Origin of the sequence: Candidatus Brachybacter algidus (assembly GCF_016707225.1) — a bacterium.
Classification (GTDB): Bacteria; Bacteroidota; Bacteroidia; order Chitinophagales; family Saprospiraceae; genus Parvibacillus; species Parvibacillus algidus.
In genome coordinates this window covers 219,699-235,762 of record NZ_JADJID010000001.1, presented here as the reverse complement: position 1 = coordinate 235,762, position 16,064 = coordinate 219,699, and the positions used below count along the sequence as shown (strand labels likewise).

At 36.9% G+C, this 16,064-nt stretch carries 13 protein-coding genes; 11 read left to right on the top strand and 2 right to left on the bottom strand.

Translation table 11 applies throughout. From position 1 onward, the window contains the following. Positions 1-6: 6 nt before the first annotated feature. The 4 genes from IPI15_RS00920 (at position 7) to IPI15_RS00905 (ending at position 5,295) form a co-directional block, all read left to right on the top strand. A complete protein-coding gene (locus tag IPI15_RS00920) occupies positions 7-906 on the top strand; it encodes a sterol desaturase family protein (protein ID WP_287402569.1) in 900 nt (299 codons plus the stop codon). A gap of 35 nt (positions 907-941) precedes the next feature. Continuing rightward, positions 942-1,460, top strand: coding sequence for a hypothetical protein (locus IPI15_RS00915; RefSeq protein WP_287418836.1), 519 nt, complete (start codon positions 942-944; stop codon positions 1,458-1,460). 272 nt (positions 1,461-1,732) lie between these two features. After that, entirely contained in the window at positions 1,733-2,164 is a 432-nt protein-coding gene (locus IPI15_RS00910; protein WP_287402565.1) for a cytochrome B, read from the top strand. Positions 2,165-2,343: 179 nt separating this feature from the next. Then, positions 2,344-5,295, top strand: coding sequence for a zinc-dependent metalloprotease (locus tag IPI15_RS00905; protein ID WP_287418835.1), 2,952 nt, complete (start codon positions 2,344-2,346; stop codon positions 5,293-5,295). A gap of 304 nt (positions 5,296-5,599) precedes the next feature. Here IPI15_RS00905 and ileS read toward each other — a convergent pair whose 3' ends face one another. Further along, the gene (gene ileS, locus IPI15_RS00900) at positions 5,600-8,941 is read right to left on the bottom strand and encodes an isoleucine--tRNA ligase (protein WP_287418833.1); all 3,342 of its coding nucleotides are present in this window, start codon (positions 8,939-8,941) and stop codon (positions 5,600-5,602) included. Between the two features lie 432 nt (positions 8,942-9,373). On the opposite strand from ileS, the gene IPI15_RS00895 reads away from it, so the two are divergent. Next, positions 9,374-9,619 carry an AbrB/MazE/SpoVT family DNA-binding domain-containing protein gene (locus tag IPI15_RS00895; protein WP_287402558.1) on the top strand — a complete coding sequence of 82 codons (246 nt, stop codon included), beginning with the start codon at positions 9,374-9,376 and terminating at the stop codon, positions 9,617-9,619. Continuing rightward, positions 9,610-9,933, top strand: coding sequence for a type II toxin-antitoxin system PemK/MazF family toxin (locus IPI15_RS00890; RefSeq protein WP_287402556.1), 324 nt, complete (start codon positions 9,610-9,612; stop codon positions 9,931-9,933). The genes IPI15_RS00895 and IPI15_RS00890 overlap by 10 nt, the downstream gene beginning before the upstream one ends. Positions 9,934-10,060: 127 nt before the next feature. Here the strand turns inward: IPI15_RS00890 and IPI15_RS00885 are convergent, their stop codons facing one another. Further along, entirely contained in the window at positions 10,061-11,392 is a 1,332-nt protein-coding gene (locus tag IPI15_RS00885) for a serine hydrolase domain-containing protein (protein WP_287418832.1), read from the bottom strand. Between the two features lie 142 nt (positions 11,393-11,534). On the opposite strand from IPI15_RS00885, the gene IPI15_RS00880 reads away from it, so the two are divergent. From IPI15_RS00880 to rpmI, 5 genes are all read left to right on the top strand, one after another. Further along, complete coding sequence (locus tag IPI15_RS00880) at positions 11,535-11,933, top strand: nuclear transport factor 2 family protein (protein WP_287402552.1); 399 nt, start codon at positions 11,535-11,537, stop codon at positions 11,931-11,933. A gap of 110 nt (positions 11,934-12,043) precedes the next feature. After that, on the top strand, positions 12,044-12,652 hold the full coding sequence (locus IPI15_RS00875; RefSeq protein ID WP_287418831.1) for a GNAT family N-acetyltransferase: 609 nt from the start codon (positions 12,044-12,046) through the stop codon (positions 12,650-12,652). A 121-nt stretch (positions 12,653-12,773) separates the two neighbouring features. Next, a complete protein-coding gene (locus IPI15_RS00870) occupies positions 12,774-14,372 on the top strand; it encodes a T9SS type A sorting domain-containing protein (RefSeq protein WP_287402549.1) in 1,599 nt (532 codons plus the stop codon). Between the two features lie 196 nt (positions 14,373-14,568). Next, the gene (gene infC / locus IPI15_RS00865) at positions 14,569-15,159 is read left to right on the top strand and encodes a translation initiation factor IF-3 (RefSeq protein WP_287402547.1); all 591 of its coding nucleotides are present in this window, start codon (positions 14,569-14,571) and stop codon (positions 15,157-15,159) included. Positions 15,160-15,810: 651 nt separating this feature from the next. Next, complete coding sequence (gene rpmI, locus IPI15_RS00860) at positions 15,811-16,008, top strand: 50S ribosomal protein L35 (RefSeq protein ID WP_287402545.1); 198 nt, start codon at positions 15,811-15,813, stop codon at positions 16,006-16,008. Positions 16,009-16,064: the final 56 nt, after the last annotated feature.

Genomic DNA, 16,064 nt, shown 5'->3' with positions numbered 1-16,064 from the left:
TTATCCATGTCATCAGCCTTTGTACTTAATAGCCTTCTGGTAATCACCTGCGTATTGGTAGCGCTCGAGGTGGGCTTTTCAATCTATGAAAGGAAGTCGTTTTATACAGTTAAGGATACGTTGTACAATTTCTATTTAATGATCCTCAATACTGCACTTGCCTTTGGAATGATAGGCATCACAATCTGGGTTTTGGATCTATTTTATGCTCATAGTATTAATAATCATCTTACAGGCTTTTGGTACTGGTTTGCATTATTGATATTGCTTGACTTTGCTTATTACGTGCTGCATGTGGTAGATCATCAGAGTAGGTTCTTTTGGGCTATTCATGTCACGCATCACAATTCGGAGTTATTTAATTTGACTACAGGTTTCAGATCTTCGGTCTTTCAGCCATTGTACAGATTTATTTACTTTATTCCACTTGCGATGCTGGGATTTAGTGCAATCGATATATTATTTATGCATTCTATCTGTCAAACCTGGGGAGTCTTAGTACATACCAAATATATAAAAAGAATGCCTGCATGGGTTGAGATGATATTCGTGACACCTTCTCATCATCGAGTACATCATGCGTCGAATATCTTGTATTTAGATAGGAATATGGGCATGTTTCTAATTATTTGGGATAGAATATTTAACACATTTCAGGATGAGGTAGAATGGGAAAAAGTAAAGTATGGTCTTACAAAAAATGTAGAAAAGATCACTCCAATTACCGTTTGGAATCATGAATGGATAGCTATTTGGAAGGATCTGAAAAGGTCTGACAAATGGTCTGACAAACTTAAATACATTTTTTATCCTCCGGGATGGAGTCATGATGGAAGTAGTAAGACGACGAGTGAATTGAGGGAGGAAATCAGCTTAGGTTTTACTCCAGAGCATTTGAAAATTTAATTTGATTTATTTTTTTTTAAACTTCAAAAATAAACATGATGTTTAAAGCTAAGATCATTGAAGATATTTCGCTTTACCAAAAGCTAAGAAAACAGATATTCTGGGCTCTCATACCATTGGGGGTACTATCCTTTTTCACAAATGTGGCACAAATGCCCTTAATTCTATTCATTTTTTCATGTGTGATATTAGTAGTTGCATTAATTGCCGTTCGAAAAAAAAGGTATATTTTTGAAAATTTGACATTAGATAAAACGATTGAGGCTGACATAAGTAATTTCACTATTAAAGAGAAGGGCGATGAAATAGTCAGTTTTTCAATTTCTGAATTGGACAAGATCACTATTAAAAGTGTTGTAGATATTGGAGAAGGAGCAACTGATCTAATTAATATAGCCAAAGGAAATATTCCGACAAGTTTCATGGAGATCGAAAAAAAGGGACATAAGGAGCGGTTTGAATTTATCATAGAATCGCACTATATGATGGTGCAGATTAATAAGTTAATTGAACAATGGAAGGCGAACCAACTGCAAGTGGATAAAGTAATTTGAAAAAATTGAGACTAGACAATCATACTCAATCTTTTGAAAATCAATGCTATACATGAGTTAACCGTCTAGGAACCGTTGAGAACGTTTACAAACGTTTACAATCGAATAAATCACCCCATACTCCTGCTAAACAATAATTATAATTAGAAATACGAAGACAGGAAGATGTTTACATCACTAAATTCTCAAAATACATATTACAATTAGGTGTTATGTTTTTTCCAGCTATCAAATATTATTCTTACCTTCCCAACTCAAAACAATAAATCGATATGTATTCAGTATTACAACCTCTCCACTCCTACCTGGCATACGTTTTGCTTGCTGTCCTTGTCATTGCGATTGCATATAACGGCTTCTCCTTTGTTCAGGGAAAAAAATATTCAGAAATGAATAAAAAAATGTCCCTTTATGGCTTGATCGCCACACACTTGCAAGTATTTATAGGGTTGATTTTGTACTTTGTGTCACCTCTCGGCATGAGCAATATTTCAAAAGCCGGAATGAAAGATGGAATATCGAGGCTATATTTTATGGAACACCCTTTGATGATGATCCTTGCTGTAGTACTGGTAACTATTGGTTATTCAAAAGCGAAACGATTGATTGACAGTGACAAAAAATATAGAACGATGCTTGCTTTTTATGTGATCGGACTTATATTCATCTTATCAAGAATTCCTTGGACCGCCTGGTTAGATTAAATTTTATATTCCAAATACCTTCTTTTTCATGTAAATTAACATATTTGTTGTCCTGTATAACAAATAATATTCTAGTTATTTCAAAAAAACCTATTTATCAGAGCCAAAAACAAGTTTTTAATTTATATTTGCGCCTCATTCCCCTACACTTTGTTCATTAATTAAAATAGTTGTTCACCATGAAAGGTATCGACATTCGCTTATTTTGTATTTGGATACTTCTTGCTTTTCCCATTTTCTCCTCTGCTCAGTCATATTTTCAGTTTACCTCCAAGGAAGGATCGGCTTTTATAGATGACACTAAAGTCTTTATCAAACCTGAGAAACAACAGTTTGTTAACTATAACATCGATGCTTTAAGAAATCTTCTAAGAGGTGCTCCACAAGAATCCAGATATAATGATGGCATGCCGGGGGCTAAGCTAAATCTCCCTTCTCCTGACGGAAGGATGATAGAATTTGACATCTATGAATCTAAAATTATGGACGAACCTGATTATAGTAGTTTTCCAAATATCAGAACCTACATAGCAGTTAATTCAAAAAATAAAGTCGAACATGGTAGAATTGATGTTACAGAGCAAGGATTTCATGCAATGATTTTTACTGATGGAGATACTTATTTTATAGAACCTGCTTCATTGAATAATCAAAAAACCTTGATCTCTTATTATAAAAGGGATAATAAGGAAAAGGGTGATTTTAGTTGTGGAACTCAAAGTTTAGGAATAAATGAGGAAGTTCTTGAAGAAAGAACTCCTCTGTCATGCAATAGTAGCATGAATCTAGTGTCTTATAGAACAGCAGTAGCGTGTACTTTTGAATATGGAGCATTTCATGGTGGAACTGTGGCTTTGGCATTGTCGGCTATTGTAACTACTGTCAACAGAGTTTCCGGGGTTTATGAAAAAGACCTTGGCGTTAGACTTATTTTAATCGGAAACAATTCTCTTATTCTTTATACGGCTGGTAATGGTTATACTTCCAGCAATGACCCCTATACAAATGGGAATGGCTCCGCTATGTTGAGCCAAAATAAAACAAATCTAAATGCAGTAATACTAACGGCCAATTATGATATCGGACATGTAGTAAGCACAGGAGGAGGAGGTGTAGCTTCTCTTTCATGCGTATGTACAACAAATAAAGCACAGGGTGTGACAGGTTCAGGAACTCCCATTGGCGATGTATTCGATATAGATTATGTAGCACATGAGATGGGCCATCAATTTGGAGGTAACCACACTTTTAATGGCAGTACAGGAAGTTGCAGCGGCGGCAATAGAAATGGATCTACAGCTTATGAGCCTGGAAGTGGATCTACTATTCAGGCATATGCGGGTATTTGCAGCCCACAGGATATACAACCTCATTCAGATGCATATTTTACCAATATTAGCTTGCTTGAGATGCTGACTCACGTCAATACCACCACAAGTTGCAGAACTAACGTGTCTGGAACCAACAATACCACTCCGCAGATCACTTCTTATACTTCAGGTAAATCAATCCCTGCCAACACACCTTTTTTCATGGATGCAACTGCAACTGACCCTAATGGTGATGTCATCACATATTGCTGGGAAGAAAATGACCTTGGAGCAGCAGGGGATATTGATGCTGCCTCTACGACTAAACCAATCTTCAGGACTTTCAATCCTACTACTTCAGGCAGAAGATACTTTCCAAGAACTCAGGATGTATTAAATAATTTAGTTACCTATGGTGAAGTATTGCCTAGTGTTGCAAGAACATTAAGTTTTATTGTAACAGCTAGAGATAACCATGCTACCGGCGGGGGTATCTGCAGACAAACCACATCCATCACTGTAGTAGCCAATACAGGTTTCGCTGTTACTGCACCTAATACAGCAGTGACATGGGCCAGTCCAAGTATGCATGATATAACATGGAATGTAAACGGAACAACATCAGCACCTATCAGTTGCCCGAATGTAGATATACAAGTTTCTTTTGACAATGGATTATCATTTTTTACCATAGCGAATAATACACCAAATGATGGTACTTTCTCATGGAATATCCCATCAGGTATAAATTCCAATCAAGTTAGAATAAGAATAGTATGTTCAAATAATGTATTCTATGATGTAAACAATGTTCCTTTTACCATTGGAAATCCAGATCAAAAGTGTTTTACGTACACCAATAATTCTCCTGTTTCTATTCCTGCCAACTTACCAGGGATATATTCATCATCTATCTTTACTTCAGGATTCGGACCAAATGAAATTGTAACAGATGTCAATATTACAAACATAAATGCTACCCATACTGCAATTGGCGACCTTCAAATAAATCTTACTTCTGCATTAGGCGCAAGTAATATTCTTGTATATGATAAATGTAGCAGCAGTGATGACATGAATATTGGATTTGATGATGAAGCAAGTTCATCTACTGTGCCTTGTCCACCTACTGGAGGCGGAAGTATTAAACCTCAAGAATTCCTAAATATACACAAAGGTTTGCCTGCCAATGGTCAGTGGACGCTTTCATTAAATGATTGGTATTCAGGGAATGGCGGCACATTAAATTCGTGGTCTTTGGAAATCTGTGTGAGCCAAAAAACAGTTCTTCCTTTGACTTTGCTTTCATTTACTGCAGAAAAGTCAGGAGAAAATTCCTTGCTTAAATGGACTACTACAAATGAGGATGAAGTTCGTATGTTTCAAATCGAAAAACTTGAAAATGGTTCTTATAGACCAATTGGCAATGTCAATACAGCAAACAATTCCAGCAAACAATCATACAGTTATATCGATAAAAGTCCTTACACCGGAATTAATTATTACAGGATCAAAACTATTGATTTAAATGGCAGTTTTGTTTATTCTGAGATTGCTACTCTAAACTTTAGTAATAGAATCGATGCATCAGTATATCCCAATCCTGCCTCAACTGAATTGCATGTAAAAACTAATTCTGAGAAGGCTGTAATTAAGAATATTCAGATCTTTGATCTTACAGGAAAGGAATATTTTATAAAAGCGAATAAAGGAAATGGAACTGAAGTAAGCCTGGATATTTCCTCACTTAAAAATGGTGTATATGTACTTCAATTGAATACGGGTGAGGATAATCAATTGTATAAATTTATCAAGATCTAATAATCTTTTAGAGAGAAATTACATTAAAATAGTTTTAATAAAAAAACCTTGTGTTGTTGTCGACACAAGGTTTTTTTGAAATTCAAGTACAGATCAAATTCTATTTGAAATTAAAAATTATTCATGTTATCCTTTTTTCGAAACAACTATATGCCTATTTTTTAAAAAAAATTGAAACACATAGGCACATAGATTCACATAGTGTTCAATCCTTGGTTATATTCGAGCCGCAAGTTGAGCCTTAAATAAAATGGCCTTGTTTTCTGATTGAGGACAAGGCCATTTTTATTCATTAGAATTATAATCAGGCTTTCGTAATCTTGATCTTAATCTCAACCCCTTCATACAATTCTATAATTTCTCCATCATTGTTCCCCAAAGCGATCGAATCCGCCAATACCTCATTGGCAATATATTCTTTATAACTTGTTACAGCAGCTTCAGTCATTTCTATTGACTCGATCACAATATTTATCCTGTCTGTGATCACAAAATCTGATGACTTGCGGATGTTCTGTATCCTGTTGACCAATTCTCTTGCCACACCTTCTGATTGCAATTCCGGTGTAATGGCGATGTCTAATGCCACAGTGATCTCGTTGTCTGACGCGACCAACCAGCCCGGTATATCTTCCGAAGTAATAATGATGTCTTCCTGATTTAGCTCAAAATCGCCATCAGGAGTATTTAAAACGAAAACATTTGTTTTTTCAAGGTGAGAAATGTCTTCTTGCGTCATATTCGATATGACTTCCTGAGCAAGTTTCATTTGCTTGCCCAACTTTCTCCCTAAAGTCTGGAAATTAGCTTTGGCACCTTTTTTAATCAAACCATCCGTATCTACTGTCACGATCACTTCCTTGACATTGATCTCTGAAAGGATAAGATCCTGCACTGCTTCTACCTTGTCTTTGAAGTCCTGACTCAAGGCAGGGACGATCAACTTCTGTAGTGGTTGTCTCACACGGATCTTCTCTTTCTTACGTAGTGACAATGCCAGTGAACTGATGCGCTGCGCATATTCCATGCGCTTCTCCAGATTTACATCAATAGCTTCATCCTTAGCCACAGGAAATAATGCCAGATGGACAGAATCACAACTTTCAAGATTAGATCCTTCATTTAATTGTTTGAACAACCAATCAGAGAAGAATGGAGCGATCGGCGCGATCAATTTTGAGATGGTAGACATGCACTCATACAATGTCTGATAAGCTGCGATCTTATCCTCTGAATATTCACCCTTCCAGAATCTTCTTCTGCAAAGACGGACATACCAATTACTCAGGTTTTCATCCACAAATTGTTCGATCTTACGACCAGCATTCGTCGGTTCATAATCCGTAAGGCTCTCCCCTACTTCTTTTACCAGGGAGTTCAACTTGGAAATGATCCATCGATCGATCTCCGTGCGATTTTCAAGCGGAATGTATTTTTCTGAAAAAGTAAAGTTATCAATGTTGGCGTACAATGCGAAGAATGAATAAGTATTGTAAAGCGTTCCGAAGAATTTACGTCTTACTTCATCGATACCGGAAAGGTCAAACTTAAGATTGTCCCATGGTTGTGCATTCGTGATCATGTACCAGCGGGTTGCATCGACACCATATTGGTCCAGAGTTACAAATGGATCGACGACATTTCCTTTCGACTTGGACATTTTCAAGCCTTCCTTATCCAGTACTAAGCCATTAGAAACTACATTTTTAAAAGCTACACTATCGAAACACATTGTGGCGATGGCATGCAAGGTATAAAACCAACCCCTGGTCTGATCTACCCCTTCAGCGATGAAATCAGCAGGAAAATTCGCTTTGAATTTCTCCAGGTTATTAAATGGAAAATGCCACTGAGCATAAGGCATAGCGCCACTGTCAAACCAAACGTCAATAAGGTCAGACTCCCTTTTCATTGGATGCCCCTTTTGACTCAACAAAATCACCTCATCAATATATGGTCTATGCAGATCAAATCCATCACGATACTCCAATTCGTTATTAGAGTTGACTTTGAATATGGTGCCTTCTTTTTCAGTTGGTGTGTAAAAACCTGCTTTGTAAGCTGCATTTGCTTTTTTAAGTAGTTCCTCTTTTGAACCGATGATGACCTCTTCCGCGCCATCTTCTGTCCTCCAGATCGGCAATGGAATACCCCAATATCTGGATCTGGAAAGGTTCCAGTCAAGCACATTTTCCAGCCAAACTCCAAATCTTCCGGTGCCGGTATGTTCCGGTTTCCAGTTGATCGTTTTATTCAATTCTACCATCCGTTCTTTCGCAGCAGAAGCTCTGACAAACCATGAATCAAGCGGATAATACAAGATCGGTTTGTCTGTACGCCAACAGTGTGGATAATTGTGGACAAATTTCTGCACATTGAGTGCCTTATTTTCATTCTTCAAAAGGATGGCGATATCTACATCGACATCTTTAAAATCTGCTCCTTCATTTTTGTAATCTTTGACATAACGTCCACCGAAAGGCCCAACTTCATCTACAAATTTACCTTGACGATCCACAAGCGTTAAACTACCAATTCCGTTTGCCATGGCCACTCTTCTGTCATCTGCACCGAATGATGGCGCAATGTGTACGATACCCGTACCGTCAGAAGTCGTCACAAAATCACCAACGATTACCCTGAATGCATCTCCTTCTTCCGGTTGAACATATGGCAATAATTGCTCATATTTGATAAAGGCAAGATCTTTTCCTTTATATTCAGCCACGATCTGATATGGTACGACCTTGTCAGAAGCATTGTAAGTCATTTCTGCACCGAGACCTTCCGCTTTAAACCAGTTATTGACCAGATCTTTAGCAAGGATCATGCTCTGAGGCTCAGCAGTATATGGATTGAAAGATTTGATTTTTACATATTCAATGTTAGGACCTACCGCTAATGCTGTATTGGAAGGAAGTGTCCATGGTGTAGTGGTCCATGCTGCAAATCGAACGTCCTCTTCAGGGCTATCGAATAATGATGCCGCATTGTCATCATGGATGACTTTGAAAAGTGCTGCGACCGTCGTATCTCTCACCTCCTTATATGCTCCCGGCAAGTTCAATTCATGTGTACTCAGACCTGTTCCTGCAGCCGGAGAATATGGCTGGATACTATATCCTTTGTATAAATAATCTTTAGTATAGAGCATCTGAAGCAAATACCAAACCGTCTCGATATAATTATTGTCAAAAGTGATATACGGATTGTCCAGATCGACCCAATAACCCATGCGCTGCGTGATGTCGTCCCATCTATCTTTGAATTTCATGACCGTCTCGCGGCATTTGGCATTGTAATCTTCTATGCTGATGGACTTTCCGATGTCATCTTTTGTGATACCGAGTTCTTTTTCCACATTCAATTCTATCGGAAGACCATGTGTATCCCAACCACCTTTACGCTCCACTTTCTCACCGAGCATGGTGTGATATCTACAGAAAATATCTTTCACAGTCCGACCCATGACGTGGTGGATGCCTGGTTGTCCGTTGGCAGAAGGTGGACCTTCATAAAATACGAATGGTTTCGCTCCTTCACGCTCTGAAATACTGCGTTCGAAGATGTTTTGTTGCTGCCAGAAATTCAGTATGTCTTTATCTATCGCTGTCAGATCCAGCGACTTATGTTCTTTGTATGCCATGGAATATGTGTAAATTCTAGAAATAAGGTGCAAAGATAATATTTTCAAACAAGTGAGAAGGTGAGAAAGTGAGAAGGTGAAAAGTGAGAAGTGAATTGTGAATTGCAAACTATGAGTGTTTGTTTGATTAACGGATCAAAGTTAGAACTTCCCCTCTGGCAGAGGGGTGGCGATAGGCGGGGTGTCGCTTTTGGCAGAATTCCAGCAAATAAAATCATCTGTATTTTAAAAATTAAGACTATCAAAAAAGATTGAACTGTCGGGACAGGTCGCGACTTGTCATTGCAGTTCAACCTTTTTTTTGACTTTGATAATCGATCTTGAATCAATAAAAGCCATTGCTACCTCTTGATATTTATCAATTTTACTTGGAAAATATTTAAAATATCAAAACAATGTAATAACTTTGTAATCACACAAATGCTAAAAAACATGGATATTTCAGTGATTCCTATTGGAAATTCGAAAGGTATAAGGTTGTCGAAAACGTTGCTTGAAAAATATAATATCACAGATAAAGTTGAGCTAATACTGGAAGAAGATTTTATTATTCTTAAACCCAAAATAGAGCCACGTAAAGGTTGGGAGGATGCTTTCAAAAAAATGCATGAGAACAGTGATGATCAATTACTTTTAAATGACGTTTTTGAAGATGAAGATATGAGTGAATGGAGTTAAAACAATACCATATTGCCATAGTAAACCTTGAACCAACTTTAGGCAGTGAAATCAAAAAGACCAGACCGTGTGTCATTATTTCTCCGGATGTAATGAATAAATATTTAAACACGATCGTAATCGCACCTATCACCAATGTTCAAAAAAAATATCCGACAAGAGTTGAAGTAAAAAATAAAAATGCAAAAGGACAAATCGCTCTTGATCAGATCAGAACAATTGACCGAGTGAGAATCATCAACCTTTTCAATAGTATTTCTGAAAAAGAAATATTAAGCGTCAAGCAGGTATTAAAAGAAACTTATGTTGACTGAAGATCTGTTCATTATCAAAAATAAAACGGTACTGTAGGGACAGGTCGCGACCTGTCCCTACAGTACCGTATTATTTTTGCCCACGTCGTTCGGCGTAGTTTTAACTACGTCGCGGTGTCACAAGAATTTATTCTTTAACAAACTTAGTTTCCCCAAAAACAATTCCCTTCTCATCTTTAACCGTCGCAAAATAAACACCGGTTATTAATTCTGAAGTATTTATCATAGACCTAGCATCCGTCAATACTTTGGAGATTACTTTCTGCCCTGCAACATTTGTAATTTCAACAATTGCACCTTTTTGAAAATCATTTTGACCGATTTTTATTGTCAAAGCGTTGACTACGGGATTTGGGAACAAGGAAATGGAAGCAACTTGCGCTTCTTCGTTTTTTGAAGATGTATTACAAATCACCTTATTCAATTCAGTCCAAATCTCCCTCAAATATGCCGGAGTCACTAACGCTCCGGAGCCATCCGGCGGAAGGCCCATCCTTACCATTACTATATTTTGAGAAGGTATGACGCAGATGATCTGACCATTTTTACCCAATGCCATCTGCATGTCATCAGGGGCATTTGGTATGATAGACCCCGGAAAATCAATCTGAAAACCGGGAAGCTTAAAGGAAGACTTTCCATTGAGCCACCATAGGTAACCGTAGGATTTATTGAGTTCCTGGGATGTGCTGATCATTTGATAGAAATAATTCGGATCGTTGAGCAGATTATTACTATCCCAAACCCCATTATTTAGTGTAAGAAGTCCAAATCTTGCCATGGAACGCACATTGGTAAAATACAATTCACCACTACCTGTAGAAGCCCAGATTCCTTTCATACCAATGGGATTGGCAGTATATTGATTTATAAATTGATTTACATTTTTTCCGGTGACTGCCTCTATGACATCAATAAGTAAGCCATAAACTCCGGTGTGATAGGCCCACCTGGTGCCGGGTTCTGCTTTGTATTGAAGACATTGTGGTTCATCGCAAAACTGGTCAGGTACATTATCATCGATACCTGTAGTCATGGTCAGCATATGACGGATCAGGATTTTTTCTTCTTGTTCAGCAGTCATTGATGTCCAGCCTTCGCCTAAGTATTTGGATGCACGATCTTCGATATTTAATAGACCTTGTTGTTGTGCCTGACCGATCAGAAATGCTGTAAGCGATTTTCCGGCGGAAGCCCAGTACCAGGAGGAGTCTTGAGTAAAGGTCCCGAAATATTTTTCGATGACGATCTTGCTATCTTTGAGCACCAGAAAACCTTTTGAATTTGAGGTTTCAAGATAGTTGTATAAGTTTGGGATCTGGTCGGTACACCAACCAAGGCTGGCAGGATCGGTGGTCTCCCAGTTGTTACCTGTGGTGGGTGGGAAGTAGGTGGATTGAGAGGAAAGATTGAAGGTGATACAAAGTTGGAAAAGAGAAATTATGTTAAGTTGCTTCATAAGTTTTATTTACAATTGAAAGACGATGAATTCTAGAAAAGGTTTAAATTTCATTATTATTTACTATAGAAATATTTGAATTATTGTTATTCTCAAAACTGAATTTTTTAAATATATTTACCCATCACAAAAACAATATAAAATGACCAATCTTGACATCGTCAAACAATACTACAACCACTTCAACTCCCAAAACTGGCAAGGTATGCTGGATCTCGTATCAGATGATATTCAGCATTTTCCCAATGAAGGCAAGCTGCGTGCAGGAAAGGTATTGTTTACCGAATTTCTTCAAAGTATGGATACTGCTTACGAAGAGCAACTCAGCGAAATGACTTTTTATACTGCAGAGGACGTCTCAAAAGTCGCTGCACAATTTACGGTCAGTGGTATTTATAAAATAGGCGATGAAGGTTTTCCTGTGGCTCATGGACAGAAATACGTGTTACCGGCAGCAGCATTTTTGGAAGTTGAAAACGAAAAGATCATTAAAGTGACGACGTATTATAATCTGCAGGAATGGATTGAATTAGTTTCGTGAGGGGGTTTGATGTTTGATGTTTGATTTTGGGGTTTGGGGTTTGGGGTTTGAAGGGGTTTGATGTTGAGGAAGAAAATGCATTTGATTTTTAAGTATAAATTGTTGTGGGAATGACAGACTCATTGACTTACATTAAAAGAATTGGCGCCGATACTTCATCTTTATTTGAAGAGTTGGCGGCATTAAGAATTGAGGTATTTCGGGATTATCCTTATTTGTACGAAGGTAGTTTGGAATATGAAAAGGAATACCTCAGGACATATAGTCGAAGTGCCGATTCTATGATATTTTCAGTTTATGATGGAGGAAAAATGGTGGGCGCCACGACGTGCATTCCACTAATTGATGAATCAAAAGAAGTCATCGAACCATTTATCAATTCAGGTTACAAGTTGGATGAGGTCTTTTATTTTGGAGAAAGCATTTTGCTAAAACCTTATCGGGGCCTAGGTCTTGGACATCGATTCTTCGATGAAAGAGAAAAACATGCATTAAGTTTTGGAAATTATAAGTTTACTTGCTTTTGTGCTGTGCAACGTCCTGATGACCATCCGAAGAAACCTGATGGCTATAGACCGAATGATAAATTCTGGTTGCACAGAGGATATGCCCCGGAGAAGGGATTGGTAAGTGAATTCGAATGGCTGGATATGGGAAAAGAAAAGCCGACTAAAAAACCAATGATGTATTGGATGAGAGCAACTCTTGATAATCTATAGCTTTATGAATCCGTAAAATTGGCTAGTGAATCTCTTCCTAATTTAGTTAAAGAAGAGAAATATTAATACCTATAACAAAACTTCGTTGTAACTTTCAAAAAAATCTTTAATTACCAAATTTATGATTAAAATTAATCCTTACACTTACATCAATAGATTAGGCATTTTATTTTTTTTTACAGTAATTCCTTCCTTCAATTTTGCCCAACAGATAAGTTATGATGAAAGCTTCGCTGAAAGTGGAAAATTGTTGCTTGATGATGGCGGCAGTCAGATTAGCATACTGCAGGAAAATTCAGAAGGAGATATTTTTACATTTGGTACATATGAGGAGGAGGAGAAAAGTTATATCATTATTCATAAACTGGATAAGGATGGACACGCCATCCAAAATTTTGGACAAAATGGCCAACTTCAAAAATTATTACCAGCAAACTTCTTTACCATAAACTCCTCGTTAACAACAGAAAACAGCGAAATGTTTCTTTCCGGAGTTATTGGTTTCCCTGAAAACAAAACCTATTTTGCAATCATAAAAATAAGCCCTGAAGGAATGATAGATGAATCGTTTGGAACAGATGGATATTTTGTAGATTCTTCTCAACTAAGCAGCTTTTCAACTAAAATATTGTCCTATGGAGCAGGGAAATTATTAATAATAAGAACCGATGGAAGTGATGAATCCAACATAAAATTACAATGTTTAAACTCAAATGGAAATTTGGATACTTCCTACGGAAACAATGGGTCAATACTCGTATCGCCTCCGACTCCATATGTAAAATTGAATTTTGATGATGCCGTTCTTGATGGAGCAAATAACTTATTTTTGCTTACTAAAGCACACAATAAATTTAGTGAACACGATTTTATCTTATATAAGTTAAATAATTTAGGGGAGGTTGATAATTCGTTCAATAATCAAGGGTTTAAAGTCATTGATATCGGTAGTTTTGAAGCAGGGAGTGCACTCATTTTAACCAAGCGAAACAAATTAATAATTTCCGGTCAGACTTCCTACTATGTTTCTTCTATAAAAATGTATAAGAATAAGATGATCGTACGTGGATTTAATATTGATGGCACGACAGATCAAAATTTTGGAAATAAAGGTAGTATCGAATATTTACCTGATAATGCCGGAAATTTAACTCCATACTCAATTAAAGAAATTAATGACAATACCCTTATCATTAATGCTTTGAATATTGTCAATTTTACAAGTTCCAATATTATACATACTTTAATCAATAATACAGGAGCTAAAATCGTAATGAATAATGGTGATTTATACTTTTCAGAAAATTTTCAAAATGCGAATAGTTTTATCAACAATGAAAGTCAGGATTCAAAAGGAAGAATTTTGAGTTTTGGTCGTTCTTATTCAACCGGTGTGTCTAATTCATTCTTGTGTAGATTATTGATAGATACTTTTAGCTCCTATGATCAGAACAGTGATTTAAAAAATAAACTTGAAATTGTCCCAAACGTTGTAACAAATAATTGTTTTCTAAAGTATCAACTATTTAGTGATGGAGTAATTTCTTTGTATCTTTTAAGTGCAGATGGAAAATCTATTAAAAACATTTTTCCATCACAACCGTACAAATCCGGTTCTTATCAATTAGACATAGATACAACGAATCTAGACAAAGGTGTTTATTTCTGCAAGCTAGTTACAACTAATGGAATAACCGGCGCCAAATTCATTAAACTTTAATTCAATATTTCCTAAAATATTGAGTATACTTTCATGTTTGCTTTTTAAAAAATAAAAATCAAGCAGCAGATTCATAAAAAACAATTACTTTTGGCACGAAAATGAACCTATATCGCAACAATGTGGTTATGGTCGCATAGGATTCTAATAAAAGCATTCTATATTTTTACATTATTTCATAAATACATAATTACATTTGGCTAAAAGAGAAAGACAAGAAAGAGCCCCTGAAAAGGCTTTATTCAGAATTAACGAACTAATCAGAGTACCCGAAGTTCGACTTATTGGAGACGAATTTGATACCGTCAGCGAAGTTGCAGGAAACGCAGTTGAAGCCGGCATTTATTCTACAGGATTATTATTGGATTGGGCTCAGAAAGCAGGTTTAGATCTGGTTGAGATCTCTCCAAATGCCCATCCTCCGGTAGTTAAGATCATCGACTACCAAAAATTTCTTTACAACAAGAAGAAAAAAGACAGAGAACTTAAAGCTAAGACTGTCAAAACTGTCATCAAAGAGATCCGTTTCGGTCCTAACACCGATGATCATGACTTTGAATTCAAAGTGAAACATGCACGCAACTTCCTGGAAGAAGGCGCTAAAGTGAGAGCTTATGTACAATTCAGAGGTCGTAGCATCGTATTTCAGGACAGAGGTGAACTACTTTTACTTCGATTCTTAAAGGAACTTGAAGACATTGGCACAGCAGAATCTTTACCTAAATTAGAAGGTAAGAGAATGGGTGTGATGTTGTCTCCGAGGAAGGGGAAGTTGAAGCCGGCGTAGGATGGCTTTTGGCTGTTAGCTATTGGCTATTGGCTTGTTAGTATAAATATGGTAGTTTGTTCGCTGAAAGATACTCCACTTTGATCGTGAAATTTGGCTTTTATATTTTGAGGAATATTATTCTTTGGCCATAGGCTTGCTTCAGACTGGATGTAAGTTATTGACAGGATTTATTACAGTAATATACTTGCGTTCGATATTACTCATTACTCATTACTTATGGAAAAAGAGAGAAGGTGAAAAAGGAACGGCGACAGCGAGCGGCTCCATTTACTGAAGCGAAGGGAAATTAGAAGGGGCGTTCCCGAATTATACTTGCGTTCCATATTACTCATTACACATTACACATTACACATTACTCATTACCCATTACTTATGGAAAAAGTGAGAAGGTGAGAATGTGAAGAGGTGAGAAGGGGCGTTTCAGAAATAAACTTGTTTTCCATATTACCCATTACTGACCACTAACCACTGATTACTGAACACTGACCACTGACCACTGAACACTGACCACTGAACACTGCCTTAAAACATTGATAATCAGCGATAGCTAGCTAATTTTTAATTTTTTACCAATTTACTTCCTCATGTAAGTATTTTATTTACCTTTGCACCCTAATTGTTTAACCATACTAAATACGCATAGACATTATGCCTAAGATGAAGACACATTCCAGTGCTAAGAAGCGTTTCAAGCTTACAGGTTCGGGGAAAGTAAAAAGATTTCAAGCAAAGACTTCTCACATGATGAGAAACAAATCTAAGAAAGCTAAACTTGCGCTACGTGACAGTACGTTGGTAAGTAAAGCTGATGTAAAGAGAGTAAAAGCTTTGCTTTGTATCCAATAAGACGTACAATTACGACTTATTAAGACAACCATTTTTTTTAACGAGGATACAGGACA

Excerpts from the sequence above, each read along its gene's own strand:
- IPI15_RS00880 (WP_287402552.1), top strand. The coding sequence starts at position 11,535 with ATGACCAATCTTGACATCGTCAAACAATACTACAACCACTTCAACTCC.
- IPI15_RS00905 (WP_287418835.1), top strand. The coding sequence starts at position 2,344 with ATGAAAGGTATCGACATTCGCTTATTTTGTATTTGGATACTTCTTGCT.
- IPI15_RS00895 (WP_287402558.1), top strand. The coding sequence starts at position 9,374 with ATGGATATTTCAGTGATTCCTATTGGAAATTCGAAAGGTATAAGGTTG.
- rpmI (WP_287402545.1), top strand. The coding sequence starts at position 15,811 with ATGCCTAAGATGAAGACACATTCCAGTGCTAAGAAGCGTTTCAAGCTT.
- IPI15_RS00870 (WP_287402549.1), top strand. The coding sequence starts at position 12,774 with ATGATTAAAATTAATCCTTACACTTACATCAATAGATTAGGCATTTTA.
- ileS (WP_287418833.1), bottom strand. The coding sequence starts at position 8,941 with ATGGCATACAAAGAACATAAGTCGCTGGATCTGACAGCGATAGATAAA.
- IPI15_RS00920 (WP_287402569.1), top strand. The coding sequence starts at position 7 with ATGTCATCAGCCTTTGTACTTAATAGCCTTCTGGTAATCACCTGCGTA.
- IPI15_RS00915 (WP_287418836.1), top strand. The coding sequence starts at position 942 with ATGATGTTTAAAGCTAAGATCATTGAAGATATTTCGCTTTACCAAAAG.
- IPI15_RS00885 (WP_287418832.1), bottom strand. The coding sequence starts at position 11,392 with ATGAAGCAACTTAACATAATTTCTCTTTTCCAACTTTGTATCACCTTC.
- IPI15_RS00890 (WP_287402556.1), top strand. The coding sequence starts at position 9,610 with ATGGAGTTAAAACAATACCATATTGCCATAGTAAACCTTGAACCAACT.
- IPI15_RS00875 (WP_287418831.1), top strand. The coding sequence starts at position 12,044 with ATGACAGACTCATTGACTTACATTAAAAGAATTGGCGCCGATACTTCA.
- IPI15_RS00910 (WP_287402565.1), top strand. The coding sequence starts at position 1,733 with ATGTATTCAGTATTACAACCTCTCCACTCCTACCTGGCATACGTTTTG.